Here is a 15,941-nt window from a genome sequence, read left to right as displayed (position 1 = left end):
ACAGAGGTCAGACAAACCACAAACCAACGGCCAAACAGCGCATTATCGCGGCTGCGGACGCAAATCGGCGTCGAACAACCGCTGATACGCTCGATAGTTCGTCATCACTTTGAAGACATACTCCTTGGTCTCCGCGTAGCCTACTTCCGCCGCAAAGCAGTCAGGATCATCCACTCCGGCCCGCATTCGCCACCGCGCCGTCGCCGTCTCGCCGCCGTTGTACGCCGCTGCGACCGCCGCTGGATGCTCTGGGAACAGTTGGTGTAACTCTGCGACGTACGCCGCCGCGAACTGCACCGCTGTACGCGGGTCATACAGATCGGCGCGCGTCCAGTTAGTCAGCTTCAACGCCCGCGCCACGCGGTTAGCCGTGGCGTCAATAAACTGAAACATTCCACGCGCCCCCACCGGCGATTTCACCGTCGGGTTGAAGCGCGACTCCTGCCGCGCAATCGCCAGCAACAGTCGGGCGTCCACGCCGCGCAGGCGAGCATGTTCCAGCAGCTCGTCCTTGTACGGCGCCGGGTACAGTAACTCGGCGACCTGACGCGGCATCACCTCTAAATGAAAATCCTCCGGCAGCGTCCCAAACACCGCCTCGCCGTAAGCGAGGGCTTTCCACGCCTGATCACCGCGTCCGGCGTAAACCGCCTGCGCAAAGGCGTCGCCGGTCGGCGTTTCCATGACTAACAGCGCATCATCGTACAGCCCCAAGAATGCCAACTCGTCGGCCAGCTTACGCAGAGCAGGCGCAGCGCCGGAGTCGGCGATAAAGGCGCGCCCCAGCTCCGGCGCAGTATACCGCCACGCCTGCGCATAGGCCGGCAGTCGCCGGTACGCCGCTTCTAGCTTCGTCAACAACGCGCGCCGCGTCGTAGGATCGTTTGTCAGACGCAGCGCCTGCTGAAGAGCATCCTTGTTGTCCGCTTGCCGTAGGCGAATCAAATGTTGATTGATGACATCGCGCGCTACCGCCTGCTGCGCCAACGCCAGCAGCCGCTCCGTCGCCAACTGCCCGTAGTAGCTTGTCCGCGTATCCGGCAGCGCAAGGTACACCTCAACGGCTTCAGCGAAGCGCCCCATTCGCTCCAAACACAACCCACGTAGAAAAGCGACTTCCGCCGCGTCGGTTGCGCCGGGGCCACGTCGTCCCAGCGGTAAACGCTGAAGCGCGTCCAGTGCTGCCAGCGCCTTCGCAAAGTCTTTCCGTGAAAGCCAGATTTTCGCCCGCTGGAAACAAGCCGTCACACCAGTCAACTCGCGCGGGAAGCGCACCTCGGTACGATCGCACCACGCTAGTGCCGCATCAAACTCGCCCGCCATCCGCAGCGCGTCAATGGCGTTGAGATGCGCGCCGCCTAGAAACTTGCTTTTGGGATATTTGGCGATGAAGGCTTCATAGCGCGCAACAGCTTCTCGGTGGCGTCCGGCGTTTTGCAGCGCGTGACCGGACTGGTAGTAGCCTTTTTCGCCGTCAGGCGACGTTGGATATTCCTCGTGCGCGCGCTCAAACCAGCGGCGGGCTTCCTCCCAGTTTTCCTCAATGAAGAAAGCGCGACCGAGTCCCCAGAGCGCCTCGGCGCGGTTCGGCGCGGCTGGCGCTTGCTCAACCAAGGTGCGAAAGTGCCGCTTGGCGCCTTCCGTATGCCGGTTCGCCAGGTAAAGCCGCGCCCGTGTCAGGCGCTCTGCCGGCGTCAACACGGCGTCCCCCTGTGCGTCAAGCGCTTCCGCCGCCAGCAGCGCTGCGTCATCCTTGCCGGTCGCTAGCAGTCGCCGAAAAATCGCCTGCGCCTCAGCTTCGTTGCCGGCGCGACGCAACAGTTGGCCGAGCCGGGCTTCATACTCGCGGCTGCGCGGTGCAAGTTGACGGTAGAGCGCGATGGCGGCGTTTAGCCGGCCGGCGGCGACGTAGTTTTCGGCTAGGCGCAGCGTCGCCTGTCGTGCGACCGGATGCATTGCGAACTCGCGGATGAGGCGCGTTAGTGCGACGCGCTCTTCTTCAGCGGCTTCGGACTTTCCAGCCTGTCGTTCGCGGCGGGCGATCTCAGCCAAGTAATGCAGACAAAACGGCGTCAGCATCCGCGCCTCTTGGCGTGCGACGACGGACAGGAAGAGCTTCTTTGCCGTCACCATATCACCGGTACGCAGCGCCAAGCGGGCGTGGAGGTAGTCATAGTTGTTGAGCACGTACAGCGCTGGCGCGGCGGCGGCAAAGCGGTTTAAGTCGCGGAGCGCGTCGGCGTAACAACGTCCCGCGACCGCCTGCTGAATGCGCTGCGCCGTCGTCCGTGCCTCAAATAGCGATTCGTCGGCGGCGCTCACCGGCGGTTGGTCGGACAGCGGCACGAGCTTTGGATGGGTGGGCTGATGCGGTGTGGCAACGGTCACGGCCAACACCATCACGCCGACTAGGAAACGTTGAAGTTCAAGAAGGTTCATAGGCGCGCAGAGCAGCTTCGCACGTACGTTTTCAAAATCCTACATCGCTGGGAAACAAAGACTTTTTCCAGGCGGTCAGTGAAAACGCCAAGGCCGAACATTATGCAACAAACCTTTACGACGGAGATGACGGAGGTCAATCGCTCGCGCGCTCAACCATCGGTCGTGATTTTATTGAAATCAGCGTGACGGATACCGGCGTCGGCATTCCGCCAGAGGGATTTGCCCTATGTATTCGATGTCTGTCGGCAGTCGCGCAACCATCGGATGGGCGTCGGCGTTGGCTTAGGTCTATCCGTTGTGAAAAGCATTGTCGCGGCGCACGGCGGTGATGTCCGAGTGGAAAGTCAGCTAGGTGTTGGTACGAGTTTTACTGTGACTTTGCCCGTCGCCAACGCTGGCGTTGAGACCGACCCAACCTGAAAAACATCCTTGCAGCGCGATGTTTTCCCTTGCCGAAGGGAGCGTCTGAACGACAAAAGCGTTGCCGTCTAACCAAAAGAGGACGCCCCCGCACTCGGCAGGATGCTCCTCGAAAACGGCTATGGCGCTTCGGAGGGAGGGGTCGCCGGGGACGAGAGGAGATGATGACAGTTGAACGCTTCCGGCAACAGCGCCGCCAGCGACCACTCCATAGTTGCGCCTTGCGCCGCAACGCTAATGATGCGAATGTCGCCGCAAAACTCCCACAACACCTGCCGACAGGCCCCGCAAGGTGGCGTCGGAGTTGCGGCTTCCGTAGCGACGACCACGGCCTGAAAGTCGCGTTCGCCTTCGGAGAGCGCCTTGAAAAGCGCAACGCGCTCGGCGCAAACCGTCAACCCAAACGAGACATTCTCAATATTGCAGCCGGTGTAGAAACGTCCGGAGCGGGCTTGAATAACCGCCCCGACGGCAAACCCGGAGTAAGGCGCATGGGCGTGTCGCCGGGCGGCCTGTGCAGCGGCGATTAGCGCCTTGTCACCTAAGGCTGTTTTCGAGCAAGGCGTCGCCGCCTGCGTCATAACCTTGGACGCTCCAGCTTGCTGGCGATGACTTCCCGGACAACACGGGCAGCTTCGGCCGTTACTTCCTTCAGGTCGCGGTCTTGCGCCGCAAAGCGCATTGGCGGGTGAAAGTGAACCCGAATCTTCGCCGGTCGCGGGAATTTGCGATACATGCTCCAGGCCTCAAAGCCGCCGTTGAGTGTAATCGGGACAATCGGCACTTGCATTTTGACCGCAATCCGAAACGCCCCGGCCTTGAATTCCTGTAGGTCGCCATGCGGCGTCCGTCCGCCTTCGGGAAAAATCATCACCGCCTGACCAGCGCGCAGGAGGTCCTGCAGGGTCTTGAGCGCGCTTTTGTCGAACGGTTTGTCATGGTCAACCGGAAAACACTGGAAATACCGCAGGAACGGACGCAGGTAGGCGACCCGAAAAACGCGGCTCCACGTCATAAAGTGAATCGGCCGCCGAATTGGGAGACCAATCCAAAATGGATCGGCGTACGCCTGATGATTCGGAGCCAACAGAACCGGCCCTGTCTTCGGTACGTGCTCGACGCCGGAATATGTCATCCGAAAAAACGGATGAAGCGCCAAGCGCAGCGCCGGACGGACAAGATAGACAATCGTACGCTGGTGGAAGTTCATCACCGGTTGACAGCAGGGCGCTGCGCCGCGCCAGCCTCAAAACAACCAAACAACCTATGAACAACCCCCGAAACGACCCCGCCGAAACGACGGGGGCGCACGGCGTATGCCTATGTAAAGACCGGCTATTCAGGCAGGAACGCTTGCTCGCTGCGGACGCCCAGCGCCCGTGCGACATTGAGTCGTCCGCCAGTCGCCACACGCTCGGCCAGCGCCGCCGTCGGTGTGACGGAGCGGAGCAGTTGCGCCTTGAGTTGCTTGACCGACAGACCTGGGGTGTTTGCCAACACCAGCGCCGCCGCGCCTGCCACGTAGGGCGTCGCCATCGAAGTGCCAGAGAAGTGCTTGTACCCTTCCCCAAAGACGCCAACCGGCACGGTGCTGTAAACATCAACACCCGGCGCAGCCAAGTGAACGGTTTTCTTGCCGTAGCAGGAAAAGGCCGCCAGCTTGTCATCCGGCGACAGCGCAGCGACCGACACAACGTTGGGGACGTTGTAGGACGCCGGGTAGTGTGGGAGGCGGTCATTGTCCGTACCGGCGTTGCCGGCGGCAGCGACAAAAAGGATGTCGTTCGCGTTGGCGATGCGGATGGCGTCTTCCAGCGCCCGCGAATAACCGCCGCCGCCCCAACTGTTCGACAGGATGCGGAGGTTGACGCCACGCCGCTTCATCGCAATCGCATAGTCAATGCACTCCAGCGCGTCATTGAGCGTTCCCCGACCGTTGGCGTCCAGAAACTTGAGCGCCATCAGACGCACATCCCAATTCACACCTGCAATTCCCGCGCCGTTATCCCCCTTCGCGCCGATGACGCCGGCGCAGTGCGTACCGTGGCCATTGTCGTCCATCGGGTCGCCGCTGTTCCCGACGGCGTTATAGCCGTAGTAGTCGTCCACGACGCCGTTACTGTCGTCATCGAGGCCGTTGTTGGGGATTTCACGGTCGTTGACCCACATGTTGTCGGCTAGGTCCTCGTGCGTGTAATCCACACCGGTGTCAATGATCGCTACAACGACATCGCGGCTGCCTGTCGTCACATCCCACGCCGACGGTACGGCAGCGTCCACACCCGGTATGCCTGGCCGACCACCCTTGATCGGCTGACCGTCGTTGAAGTGTCCCCATTGTTCAGCAAAGCCAGGATCGTTAGGGCGCACATCCTCAGCTTTGTACACATAGTTCGGTTCGACATATTCCACGCTTGGATGCTTCCGCAGACGTTCCAGAAATGCATCCGTCGTCTCCGCTTTGTCCTCCGGGTACAGGCCGAAGGCGAACAACGGTAGGTTGGAATAGCGGTAAACCCGCCCGACGTTCATCTGTGCCATGAGCTTGGCGATGGCGTTCGGCTGCGCCGTCCGCTTGTACTTGACAATAAAGCCGTAGCTTTCAGGTCGTTCGGCGACGGTTGCGCCTCCGGCAGGACAGGCAAGCTTACTCGGTTCCACCGTGACTGGGTGCGCTACGGTTCCACACGACTTTGGAACCGGAAGACGGCGCATCAGACCAATCCCACCGGCGGCCGCAATCACTGCACAGCCGAGGGCCAAATGCTTGAGAGTGGATGGACGCATACCGGTCAATCTCCCGTGGCGGAATGCAGCCGCGTGGCGTTGGACGCAGCCTGTGAAGGATGGGAACAAGGCTACACTGTCGGTGACAAGACGACAAGCCGCCGCAGCCCGCGCTCGGTGAGATAGGACGGCGTCATCCAGTCAAACGCCGCGCATGTCCGGCGGCCAGATGAGTTTGTGCAACTGCGTCTGAAAGCGTACTTGGAGGCCATCCGCCAGAATGCGCTCCACAATCGGCCGTCGTTCGACGCCGAACACGGTTGAAAACAGCACATTGGTTCGCTCCTCCAACCGGTAGATGCGCAGGATTTCCCGCGCCCAGAAATAGTCGCCCAAGTCGGCGAGAACAAATTTGACCTCGTCGCGGCGCGTCACGTAGTCGAGATTCGACCACAGGTTTTTCTCCACCATACCGCTGCCCGGACACTTGATGTCCATAATCTTGACAATGCGCGGGTCAAGCCGTGAAACATCGCGGTGACCGCCGGTTTCAATCAGCACCGTATACCCTTCTTCAAGCAGGCGTCCAGCTAAGTCGTAGATGTCCCTTTGCAGCAACGGCTCGCCGCCAGTCAGTTCGACCAGTCGCGTCGGATATGCCCGAACCCGCTCGACGATTTCCGCGACGGTCATGTGCGTCCCACCGGTGAACGTGTATTCCGAATCGCACCACGTACAGCGGAGGTCGCAGCCCGTTGTCCGTACAAAGGCGCAGGGCAGGCCGGCGTAGCTGGATTCCCCTTGGATACTGAAGAAGATTTCGGTAATACGCATGGGGACAATCGCCTCGCTTTAGACGGCGAAGTGCGCCGGGGGTACAAACGTGCCTTACTGGTATCGTTTCACGGATTCAGCGTCCTGAAATGTACGCCAGCATGCCCCGCATCTGCGCCAGCCCCATCATCCACCGGAACCCCAGCGCGTATTTGACGGCGCTCAGCCCTAGTCGCAGGATGTCCTCGGTTGAACGACGGCGGCGGTTAGAGGCTTCGTCGCATAGCAGCGCGCCCAAGCCGTCAGACAGACCGACGGCGACAAACAGCGTCAACAGTGCGACGAGTTCATCAAACGTCAGTCCGCCCGCCATCGCCGTCAAGTCTACCAGCACGACGGCGAACAGCTCCCAGATCGGTGCAAAGATGGATGCCACAATCAACACAGGCAACGCCAAGCGCGCGCGCCAGTCACCTTGCCCACCGAAGGTAAGACCCAAGTGGCGGACAATGACGCCGAAGGCTTCCCGTGCAGCGGTTGCCCGTGTCGCCATCGCTTCATCCAGTGAGTTCAGGGGTGGAATGCAGGCGAGGATTTCCGGGACAAACAGCACGCGCCGCGTTTCTTCACGCTTGCGGACAGCGTAGGCTGTCAGCAAAAGGTCGAGTGTGTCGGCGGCGTAGCCGGTCCGATAACCGCCAGCCGCCACGATTTCGGTTTTTTTGAGCAGTGAGACGACGCCCGGCAACAGCGCTAGATTGCCGACGCCGGTGCGGAGCAGCCACTGCGTATGGAAGAGCGCCGCCCGGTCAATCCGCTGGAGATCATCCAGGGGACGCCGCACTGCCGCCGTACCGACCAGACGTTGGGTAGCCGCATATGACGGATGGCCGTCGGCGGAGAGACGAATTTCCGAATCGTTCGGGGTTGAAGCGTCGCCGGGGAACTCAGCCAGACAACTGACAGCGACGGTCTGCGTCACGTCTTCAATGAATCCACGAGCAAGCTCAATCAACGCATCTGGATTAAGCGTGACTTGGGTGTCAAGGGCGCAGACCAGCGGATAGCGCGACAGATTCAAACCACAGTTGAGCGAATCTTCGCGGCCGGTCGCTGGTTTGGCGACGACGGTCAGTTCGGCGTGTTTGGCCGAGGCGTACAGCGTCGGCTCAGTCTGCATTGGGATGCTGCGCTGAATAATGCGTGAGACGGGATGGAGGAGGAACGCCTCTTGCAGACAAGCATGCGTCCCATCGCTTGCGCCGTCATTGACGACAATGACTTCAAAGCGTGGATAATCCAGCGCTAGCAGACGGTCTATAATCTCAACCGCTCGTTCGCGCCCGCCGCGCACCCACACGATAATCGAAATTGGACGAATGCGTTCGGAGTTCGGCAGCGTCCATTCCATCTCGATGGCGCGGCGACGGCGACGGCGGCGGATTTCAAGCAGCGAGCCGCTCATGGAAGCCAGCCGGAGTAAGACAGCGGCAATGACGGCGAGCGCCAGTGCCGTTGCACCGCCCCTAAGGCCCTGTTGAAACTCAAATGTGAGGCCGCCCGGCGAGGCCACGACGAAGAAGGCGAAAAACGGCAGCAACCACCAAGCCGCTAAGACAACAGCAAGGACGCGGCCAGCCAACGTCGGCGCTGTGACTGGGAGGGCGCTAAGCGTCCTCGTGGAAGAAGCGGGAAGCACGTCGAAAATCACGATGTGACTCCTGCCGGCGAAGGAAACACTTGGCCAACCGCTTCCTCGCTGACTTGCCACAACCGCGCCTGCGCCGCAGGGTCATTGGCGGCGGCGCTGGTCGGCGCTGGCCGGCAACGCTCAAAGTATTGGCCGCTGACGCCCGCCGCCTCAGCCGCCGTCGCCAAATAAAGCGATGTCTCCGCGCCGCGCGCGGGTGAAATACCAAACGCCCACTTGAGCACTCGCGCCGTCAAACGAAACCACCCAGACGTATTATCGGCGAAGTTGGAGGCGACACCGCCCGGATGCAAACAGTTGGAGGTCACGCCCGTTCCGTCCAACCGCCGCGCCAGTTCGTGACTGAAAAGAATGTTCATCAACTTCGATTGGCCGTAAGCCGTCATCGCAGCGTACGGCTTCCGTTCGAACTGAAGATCGTCGAAATCCACGCCGGTCACGAAGCGATGCGCCCGCGAGCTGACGTTGACAACGCGCGCCGGCGCACTTGCGACAAGCAGGTCAAGCAGCAGATTGGTCAGCAGGAAGTAGGAGAGGTGGTTAAGCGCAAACGTTTGTTCAAAGCCGTCGGGGGTTGTCCGGCGTACGTCGAAAATCGCTCCAACGTTGTTGACCAGAACATCGAGGCGGGGAAAGGCGGCGCGAAACTCAGCCGCCGCACGTCGAACGTCATCCAAGCGCGACAGGTCGGCTGTCAGGGCTGTGATGTCAGGGTTGCCAGTGTCGGCGCGCAGTTCTTGGACGACAAGTTCGCATTTGCGGGGATCGCGCCCGATGAAAGCCACAGCAAAACCGGCGCGCGCCAATCCACGCACGGTTTCCTTCCCGATGCCGGCCGTCCCCCCGGTCACAAGCGCGATTCGTTTCATGTCACTGGCTAAATAGCAGCAAAGTGTTGTGAGCTAGGTTATCTAAGAACCCCTGTACACCGTCAACGCTTCCGTGGTTGCTTCAAGCTGTCAAGCTGACTCCTAGGGGCGGCGTAACGGGCCATGCGTTTGATCATTCGTCCGTTTACTCTCGAACTCAAAGAACCCTTTGCCCTAGCCGTCGGCAGCCGAACAACGACGCCGGCTGTGCTTACCGAACTGCATTACGCCGGGTTGGTCGGCTACGGCGAGGTCGCTTTACCACCGTATTTGGGGTGGACACAGGACGCCGTCTGCCGAGCGTTGGCGCGTGTCTCCTGGCCGGTGAACGCCGACCCCCTCAACCTCGACGCCCTGCTGGCGGAGGCCGCCGCCAGCATTGGCGACCTACCGCCCGCGCTGGCGGCACTAGACATCGCCCTGCACGACTTGTTCGGCAAAATCATTGGGCGGCCGCTCTACGTACTGTGGGGTCTAGATTTGGCGCGAATTCCGCCGACATCGTTTACGCTCAGTTTGGGGGCACCGGAGGCGCTACGCCGCAAAGTCACGCAGGTCACTGCGTACCAGGTCATCAAGCTCAAGCTTGGCGGGAAAGACGACCGGGCGTTGGTCGCCGCCGTCCGCGACGCCACTGACCGGCCGCTTTCAGTGGACGCCAATCAGGGTTGGCGCGACCGGATGGCGGCGTTGGATTTCATCGGCTGGCTGGCCGAGCAAAACGTGCTCTTTGTCGAGCAGCCGTTTCCGCCGAGCCGCGTGGATGACCATGCTTGGCTGACCGAGCGCAGTCCGCTGCCGATTATCGGCGACGAGGCCGTTCACAGCATCGCGGATGTCGTCGCCGCACGCGGCGTCTATCACGGCGTTAACGTCAAGTTGGCGAAGTGCGGTGGGTTGCGCGCCGCCTATATGATGCTAACCGTAGCGCGGGCGCTGGGTCTCAAAACGTTGCTGGGCTGTATGACGGAGACTTCCTGCGCCGTATCGGCGGCGGCGCATCTGTCGCCACTGGCGGATTGGGCGGATTTGGACGGCGCAGCGCTCATCGCCAACGACCCCTTTGATGGCGCACAACTTGTCGCCGGGCGACTGACGCCGCGACCTCTACCAGGGATTGGCGTCCAACCCAAGACGTAGCCGATGCCTTGGAAGGCGCCGCGGGCGCATGCCAAGGCGCAGGCTGTCCCTTCGGCCCGCTTGATTGGCTCTGTTCAGCAGGTAGTGGACTTGTACGTGGTTCAAGCGCTATTTGGCAAAAGGGGAAGGCTTACGTACGCCATGCACCAGCAGCGCCGCCGGTGTCGCGCCGTCATCAGCTAGCTCACGGTCAAGCGCCTCAACACACCGGCGGGCAGCAGCGCGAATGTCAGATTTGCCCTGTGCGGCACGGTGGGTCAAGGTCTCATAGATGTCGTCAAACTGGTCGTCCGACACTTGCTCCTCTGGTGTCACGACCAAGCTTTGAGCCATCAGGTCCGCGATCCGCCGTTGTTCATCTGCATGGAAGCGGCTGAGTACGTCCAGAAACCCATCCAGGTCAGAGGCAATCAGGTCGGCGTAGAATGTCCCCAGCAGCTCGGCCGACTCGCCAACGCACCGCGCGGCCGCTGCGAACAGCGGTCGCCGTAAGCTCTGATCGCCTCGCTTACACAGCGAGATGGCGTACTCGATGGCGTCATCGTCTTCAGTTGGATCAGCCAGACGCGCTTCCAGCGCCGCCAAGACAATATCCCGATTGCGGGCGTAGTCTTCATCCAGCGCTGCTAGCAAGTAAGCAACGGCGACAGCGCGTTTGCCGGTCGCGCGCGTCTGTTCGGCCAGCAACGCCCGCCGGACGGCGTTGCGGTCGTAGTATTCGAGTTCCTCGGCGTCGGCATAGTCATCCGCGAGCAACTCGCTCAAGAGCGGATCCACCGCCGCTTCCTTTGCGGCGACGGTATCCGTCGCCAAGGCGGGCGTTGAAGATGACGGCAGGCTCGTTCGGCCCTGAAGCCAGACATAACCGCCGACCGCCAGCAAGCCAGTGGCCAGCGTCCCAAAGACCAAGTGTTTTGGCAGGGGTTTCATACCAACGAATTACTCCGAACGTTCTGACCTCAAACGACCGAAGCCGCAACCAACATTGCCTCCGCCAACCGCCGCGCCGTCGCTTCATCAGCAAGGCGGGCGACCAACGCCAGCGCGAATTCAAACGCCGTGCCGGGACTGCGGCTAGTGACGATGCGCCCGTCCACTGCAACTCGCCGTTCATCGTACTCGCCTCCAGCGTCCGCCAACCGGTCGCGCACACTTGGATGCGAGGTGAACGCCTTCCCACGCAGCACCCCAAAGGCCGCCAACGCCAGCGGCGCGGCGCAAATTGCCGCCGCCCACCCATCTTGTTCGACCGTCCGGCGCACGATCTCGGCGATGCGTGGGTCGTCGCGGAGATTCGTCGCGCCGGGCAACCCGCCGGGCAGAACCACCGCGTCAAAGTGGTCTTCCATCACGGCGGCCAGCGTCGTATCGGCGACGACCGGAATGCCGTGGGAGCCGGTGACGGTGCGGTTGTCAGTCAGCGCAGCCGTCACGACGGCGATGTCAGCGCGGCGCAGAACATCCACGACAATCACGGCTTCCATCTCCTCGAAGCCTTCCGCGAGAGGAACAAGCACCTTTGGCATACGCTGTCAGTCTTGGAGCGATGGGAGTATTGAAAACAGGCTGTTTCAGAAGCGATTGAATGCCGCTATGCTGGCTTCAAACCCCTGTCAACGTCAAGCCGTTTCCCACGCGCTTCATCCGCACTTATGAAGTCGAAAGCAACTCATCCGATGGTGGACAACACCGACTTGGCGGCTCAGCGCCGCCGCATGCAGACCGTTATTCGGCGACTGCGCCGGGCGTATCCCGACGCGCGCTGTTCGCTTAACTACACGACGCCGCTCGAACTGTTGGTCGCCACCATTCTGTCTGCCCAGTGTACGGATGAGCGGGTCAATCTGGTCACGAAAGACCTCTTCCAGAAATACCGGACGGCGGCGGATTACGCTCAGGCCGACCTTGAGACCCTTCAGGCGGACATTCGTTCGACGGGCTTTTACCGGAACAAAGCCAAGGCGTTACAGGGGATGGGGCGGCGGTTGGTTGAAGCTTTCGGCGGGGAAGTGCCCCGTACGATGGAAGAGCTGCTTACGCTGCCAGGTGTGGCGCGCAAAACGGCGAACGTCGTCTTGGGTAACGCCTTCGGTCAAGCGCCGGGTATCGTGGTGGATACGCATGTGACGCGCCTTGCCGCCCGATTGGGCTTTTCCACTGCGCCGACGCCAGAAAAAGTCGAACGTGACCTAATGGCGATTGTTCCTCGCCGGCACTACGTGATGCTGCCGCACTGGTTCATTTTTCACGGCCGAGCGGTGTGTCGTGCACGCCGTCCGCGCTGCGAGGCGTGCATCCTTGCCGATCTCTGCCCTTCGGCGGGGCAAGCGTAAGTCGTGGCGGCGTACTGGCGGTTCGTACTACTCACCGCCGTTCGCGTTGGCGTTGCCGCCAATAGACTACGCCGCCGCTCAGCATCAGCAGCAATGCCTCGCCAGGAATGATGACCGGACGTTCCTGCACGACAATGTTTGCCGGCGGACGAATGGTTGCTTGCGTCGTCGCCGGAACAATGACCGGGTTGGTCTGAAAGACGCGCTGGTTGCGCTCGGTGTGGAAATAAACGGTCAGAAAGGTGTCGCCTGCCGGTTGAAATTCAGGCTGTGTCGGAGCAAGTACCCGCTTGGCCCAATCGGCAGCCGGGACACGATCCGCAAACGGCACGGCGGCCGGGTCAAACAACAGAACACCGTCGGCGCGCACTTCTTTGCGTTCATTGGCGACAATGAACACTTTGAAGTTGCGGTACTGCGGAACGTTCTCGGCCGCCGGCGTCGGCGGCGGGCAAAGCAGTGGCACAATCGGCTGCTCGGTGGTGAAGGAGACGACGAACGGCTGGATGGAGGCCTGCTCATCATAACCGAGCGAAATATCAGGGGCGTCCGTCCGCGCCGTGACAATGACCCAGGTTGCCTTCCGATCAAGATGCGGTTGAGCCCACGCAAGAAACGCCTTTGACAACACCAGTGGCTTTTCCGGCTTGGGCGGTTTAGTTGGATCGAACGGAATTTCATCGAGATCGCGCGTCACCGCCTTTTGAAGCCCCTTGATGAGTTCCTCCTTCGTGGCGCGCGGGAACGTTTCAATCCCAGCCTCGACCACGCGCCGCGCCACCACTACCTGACCGGGCTGCGGCTTGAGCGACTCACTCGGTTTGACGACTGGCTTCGGCTTGAGCCACTCCCAGAGCCAGAACGCCAGCTTCCACCGGAGTTTGGTTTCGATAACGGTCGGCGCAAGGTATTCGCTCAGGCGCAGAAAAATCTGCGGCCCGGCGGCCGCCAACTGAATGTCCCCCGGAAACGGCATCGCCCAGGCGAAAGCTTCGCCTCGAAAGCGAATCGCCGGCTCAAAAATGACCGTTTCGCGCTTGGTCGCCGGGTCGTAGTAGATCAGCAGGCGGTCTTCGGCGTAGTTGAAGGGAACATTGTCGCGGGTGACGACGCCGCCTGCCCAGACATCGCCCGCCAACACACCAACGCCAAGCCACAGCAGGCCGAAGCCAAAGGCGACCGCCGCCAGCAGTCGCCGAACCAACCACGTCGTTGCGCTCATGATGTCTTTCCAACGAGGGACCACCGCGCTACGCGGTAAAGACCGACGCCGAGCAGCAGAAACACCGCCGTCGCCCAGACATCGGAAAACGGCCCGTGCTCGAGCGCCGGAACGTGCTCCGCTACGTTGAGCTTCGCCAGCGCCGCGCCGGCGACCACGGTCAGCGCCGCCAGCAGTAGCCCGCCAATCGAGCCGCCGGCAATCAGCCCGGAACTGAACAGCACGCCGCTTCCGGCTTCGGCCTCGGCTTCCGAGACCGTACCGCCCGTTTGCCGGTCGACCAACCACCGAATAAAGCCGCCGACGAAAATCGCCGCCGAAGTTGAAAACGGCAGGTACAACCCGACGGCGAACGGCAGCGCCGCGACGCCGCACAACTCCATCGTGATGGAAATGAACATCCCCAACAGCACCAGCGCCCACGGCAGCTTTTGCGTGAGAATGCCGTCAATGATGAGTTTCATCAGGCTGGCCTTTGGGGCGGTATAGGGCAAATCGCGCTTCACAAGGCGGTAGTGGGCTTGCCCGGCGGTGTCCACGAGATACTCCGTCTTGGCGTCGCCCGCGCCGACGCTGACCACCGTGTAGGTTTGATCGTCCAGTCCGCGCATGACGCCGGTCGGCGTTCCGTCCACGGGGCCGGCAGCCGCGACAAGCTGCTTGGTTTCAACGCCGCCCACGCCGGGGTCAATCACGAAGCGCACCTGCCCGGCGTCGTTTACCAAGTAGCGTCCGGGCAGCAGTCCTGCGACCGGCTCCGTCACGCTATGAACCTGGTACGTCTTCCCAGCCAGCATGACGGTTTCATCTTCGGTTTTCTGAGCTGTGTAGCCCGGCGCGTCCTTGGGAAAGTAAATCGTGTTGGTGTCGTTGAGGAACCATAACACCGGGCCGACGGCTAGCGCCGAAGTCGTGACGCCGATGAGGAGGCCGATTTGTTGTCGGCGCGGCGTCGCCCCAACGAGAAACCCAGTTTTCAAGTCCTGTGAAGTCGCGCCGCCAATCGCAGCGGCGATGCACACTACCGCGCCGACCGACAGCGCTACCACGCGGGCTTCGATGCCGACCTTGCCGATGACCAGAAAAATCAGGCAGGTGAGCAAAATCGTCGCCACCGTCATCCCGGAAATCGGATTTGAGGAAGAGCCGATTTCGCCGGTGATCCGCGACGACACCGTCACGAAGAAGAAGCCGAAGGCGATGATCATCCCGGCGGCGAGGACGCTAAAGCCAAGCTCCGCCGCCGTGAAGTAAACAACGGCGCTCAGGATGACCCAGAGCAATCCGGCGCCATTCAGGACGAAGCTCATCGGCAAGTCGTTTTCCGTCCGCGTGACGGCCGCGCCGCCCGCTTCTCTGAGGCCGCCGACGCCGGCCCGAAAGGCGGACAGAATCATCGGCAGGGAGCGCGCCAAACTGATGACGCCGCCCGTCGCCACGGCGCCGGCGCCAATGTAGAGCACGAAACTGGAGCGAATCGCATCGGGCGACATGTCGCGGATCAACTTGGTCGCCGGAAAAAGGGGTTCGGCGAGGCCGGACCCGAAAAACACAATCGTCGGAATGACGACAAGGTACGACAGCGCCCCGCCCGCAAGCATAATGCCGGCGACGCGCGGGCCGATGATGTAGCCGACGCCCATCAACTCCGGCGTAACCTCGGCGCTGACCGTCGCGCCCGGCAACACCTTGCCCAGCGCCTTCGCGGGATACTCTTTCCACAGGTGCAGCCCCGACATCAAAAACTTGTAGAGCAGCGCCAGTCCGAACCCGCCGAAAACCAGCTTGGCCTGACTGCCGCCCTTTTCGCCGACAATAAGCACTTCGGCGCAGGCCGTGCCTTCCGGGTAGGTGAGTCTCCCGTGTTCCTTGACGATGAGCGCCCGCCGCAGCGGAATCATCAGCAGGACGCCCAGCCACCCGCCGGCCAGAGCAATGAGCGTCGTCCGGGAAAGTTCCAGCGAATACCCCATCAAAAGCAGCGCTGGGACGGTGAACACCACGCCGGCCGCAACCGACTCGCCCGCCGAGCCGACGGTTTGCGTCATGTTGTTTTCGAGAATGGAGCTTCGGCCGAGCGCCCGGAAAATCGTAATCGAAAGCACCGCAATCGGGATTGAGGCCGAGACGGTTAGCCCGACCTTGAGCGCCAAGTACACCGACGAAGCGCCGAAGATAATGCCCAAAATGACGCCGACCAGTACGCTGCGCAGCGTAAACTCCGGCATGACCTCGTCGTTGGCGACGAAAGGGTGAAAATGCGTCGCCTCCGGCGCTTCAACTCGCGTGGTCGTCATAAGGAT

Annotated in this window: 14 protein-coding genes; 3 read left to right on the top strand and 11 right to left on the bottom strand. The window is 61.6% G+C overall.

What is annotated here, in order from left to right; all coding sequences use genetic code 11:
• Positions 1 to 42 precede the first annotated feature (42 nt).
• Positions 43 to 2,439, bottom strand: coding sequence for a transglycosylase SLT domain-containing protein (locus NZ585_12365; protein MCS7080825.1), 2,397 nt, complete (start codon positions 2,437 to 2,439; stop codon positions 43 to 45).
• 267 nt (positions 2,440 to 2,706) lie between these two features.
• Between NZ585_12365 and NZ585_12360 the strand changes: the two genes are divergently transcribed.
• On the top strand, positions 2,707 to 2,862 hold the full coding sequence (locus NZ585_12360) for an ATP-binding protein (GenBank protein MCS7080824.1): 156 nt from the start codon (positions 2,707 to 2,709) through the stop codon (positions 2,860 to 2,862).
• Positions 2,863 to 2,981: 119 nt separating this feature from the next.
• Here NZ585_12360 and NZ585_12355 read toward each other — a convergent pair whose 3' ends face one another.
• From NZ585_12355 to NZ585_12330, 6 genes are all read right to left on the bottom strand, one after another.
• Positions 2,982 to 3,443, bottom strand: a complete 462-nt coding sequence (locus NZ585_12355; GenBank protein ID MCS7080823.1) for a cytidine deaminase — start codon at positions 3,441 to 3,443, stop codon at positions 2,982 to 2,984.
• Positions 3,440 to 4,072 carry a 1-acyl-sn-glycerol-3-phosphate acyltransferase gene (locus NZ585_12350; protein MCS7080822.1) on the bottom strand — a complete coding sequence of 211 codons (633 nt, stop codon included), beginning with the start codon at positions 4,070 to 4,072 and terminating at the stop codon, positions 3,440 to 3,442. The genes NZ585_12355 and NZ585_12350 overlap by 4 nt, the downstream gene beginning before the upstream one ends.
• A gap of 125 nt (positions 4,073 to 4,197) precedes the next feature.
• Complete coding sequence (locus tag NZ585_12345; GenBank protein ID MCS7080821.1) at positions 4,198 to 5,649, bottom strand: S8 family serine peptidase; 1,452 nt, start codon at positions 5,647 to 5,649, stop codon at positions 4,198 to 4,200.
• Positions 5,650 to 5,790: 141 nt separating this feature from the next.
• Complete coding sequence (locus NZ585_12340) at positions 5,791 to 6,423, bottom strand: 7-carboxy-7-deazaguanine synthase QueE (protein MCS7080820.1); 633 nt, start codon at positions 6,421 to 6,423, stop codon at positions 5,791 to 5,793.
• Positions 6,424 to 6,499: 76 nt separating this feature from the next.
• Positions 6,500 to 8,074, bottom strand: coding sequence for a glycosyltransferase (locus NZ585_12335; GenBank protein ID MCS7080819.1), 1,575 nt, complete (start codon positions 8,072 to 8,074; stop codon positions 6,500 to 6,502).
• Positions 8,071 to 8,943, bottom strand: a complete 873-nt coding sequence (locus tag NZ585_12330) for an SDR family NAD(P)-dependent oxidoreductase (protein ID MCS7080818.1) — start codon at positions 8,941 to 8,943, stop codon at positions 8,071 to 8,073. The genes NZ585_12335 and NZ585_12330 overlap by 4 nt, the downstream gene beginning before the upstream one ends.
• 123 nt (positions 8,944 to 9,066) lie before the next feature.
• On the opposite strand from NZ585_12330, the gene NZ585_12325 reads away from it, so the two are divergent.
• A complete protein-coding gene (locus NZ585_12325) occupies positions 9,067 to 10,083 on the top strand; it encodes a dipeptide epimerase (protein ID MCS7080817.1) in 1,017 nt (338 codons plus the stop codon).
• Positions 10,084 to 10,191: 108 nt separating this feature from the next.
• On the opposite strand, the gene NZ585_12320 is transcribed toward NZ585_12325, so the two are convergent.
• Both NZ585_12320 and NZ585_12315 read right to left on the bottom strand, forming a co-directional pair.
• Positions 10,192 to 11,013 carry a hypothetical protein gene (locus tag NZ585_12320; protein MCS7080816.1) on the bottom strand — a complete coding sequence of 274 codons (822 nt, stop codon included), beginning with the start codon at positions 11,011 to 11,013 and terminating at the stop codon, positions 10,192 to 10,194.
• 29 nt (positions 11,014 to 11,042) lie between these two features.
• Positions 11,043 to 11,609, bottom strand: a complete 567-nt coding sequence (locus NZ585_12315; protein MCS7080815.1) for a DJ-1/PfpI family protein — start codon at positions 11,607 to 11,609, stop codon at positions 11,043 to 11,045.
• A 126-nt stretch (positions 11,610 to 11,735) separates the two neighbouring features.
• Between NZ585_12315 and nth the strand changes: the two genes are divergently transcribed.
• A complete protein-coding gene (gene nth, locus NZ585_12310; protein MCS7080814.1) occupies positions 11,736 to 12,416 on the top strand; it encodes an endonuclease III in 681 nt (226 codons plus the stop codon).
• Between the two features lie 31 nt (positions 12,417 to 12,447).
• Here nth and NZ585_12305 read toward each other — a convergent pair whose 3' ends face one another.
• Positions 12,448 to 13,638, bottom strand: a complete 1,191-nt coding sequence (locus NZ585_12305) for a hypothetical protein (protein ID MCS7080813.1) — start codon at positions 13,636 to 13,638, stop codon at positions 12,448 to 12,450.
• Positions 13,635 to 15,935, bottom strand: coding sequence for an oligopeptide transporter, OPT family (locus tag NZ585_12300; GenBank protein MCS7080812.1), 2,301 nt, complete (start codon positions 15,933 to 15,935; stop codon positions 13,635 to 13,637). The genes NZ585_12305 and NZ585_12300 overlap by 4 nt, the downstream gene beginning before the upstream one ends.
• Between the last annotated feature and the right edge of the window lie 6 nt (positions 15,936 to 15,941).

The sequence above is a fragment of the Chloracidobacterium sp. genome (assembly GCA_025057975.1).
GTDB lineage: Bacteria > Acidobacteriota > Blastocatellia > Chloracidobacteriales > Chloracidobacteriaceae > Chloracidobacterium.
The sequence above is the reverse complement of the archived record's forward strand: the minus strand, read 5'-3'. Positions and strand labels throughout refer to the sequence as shown.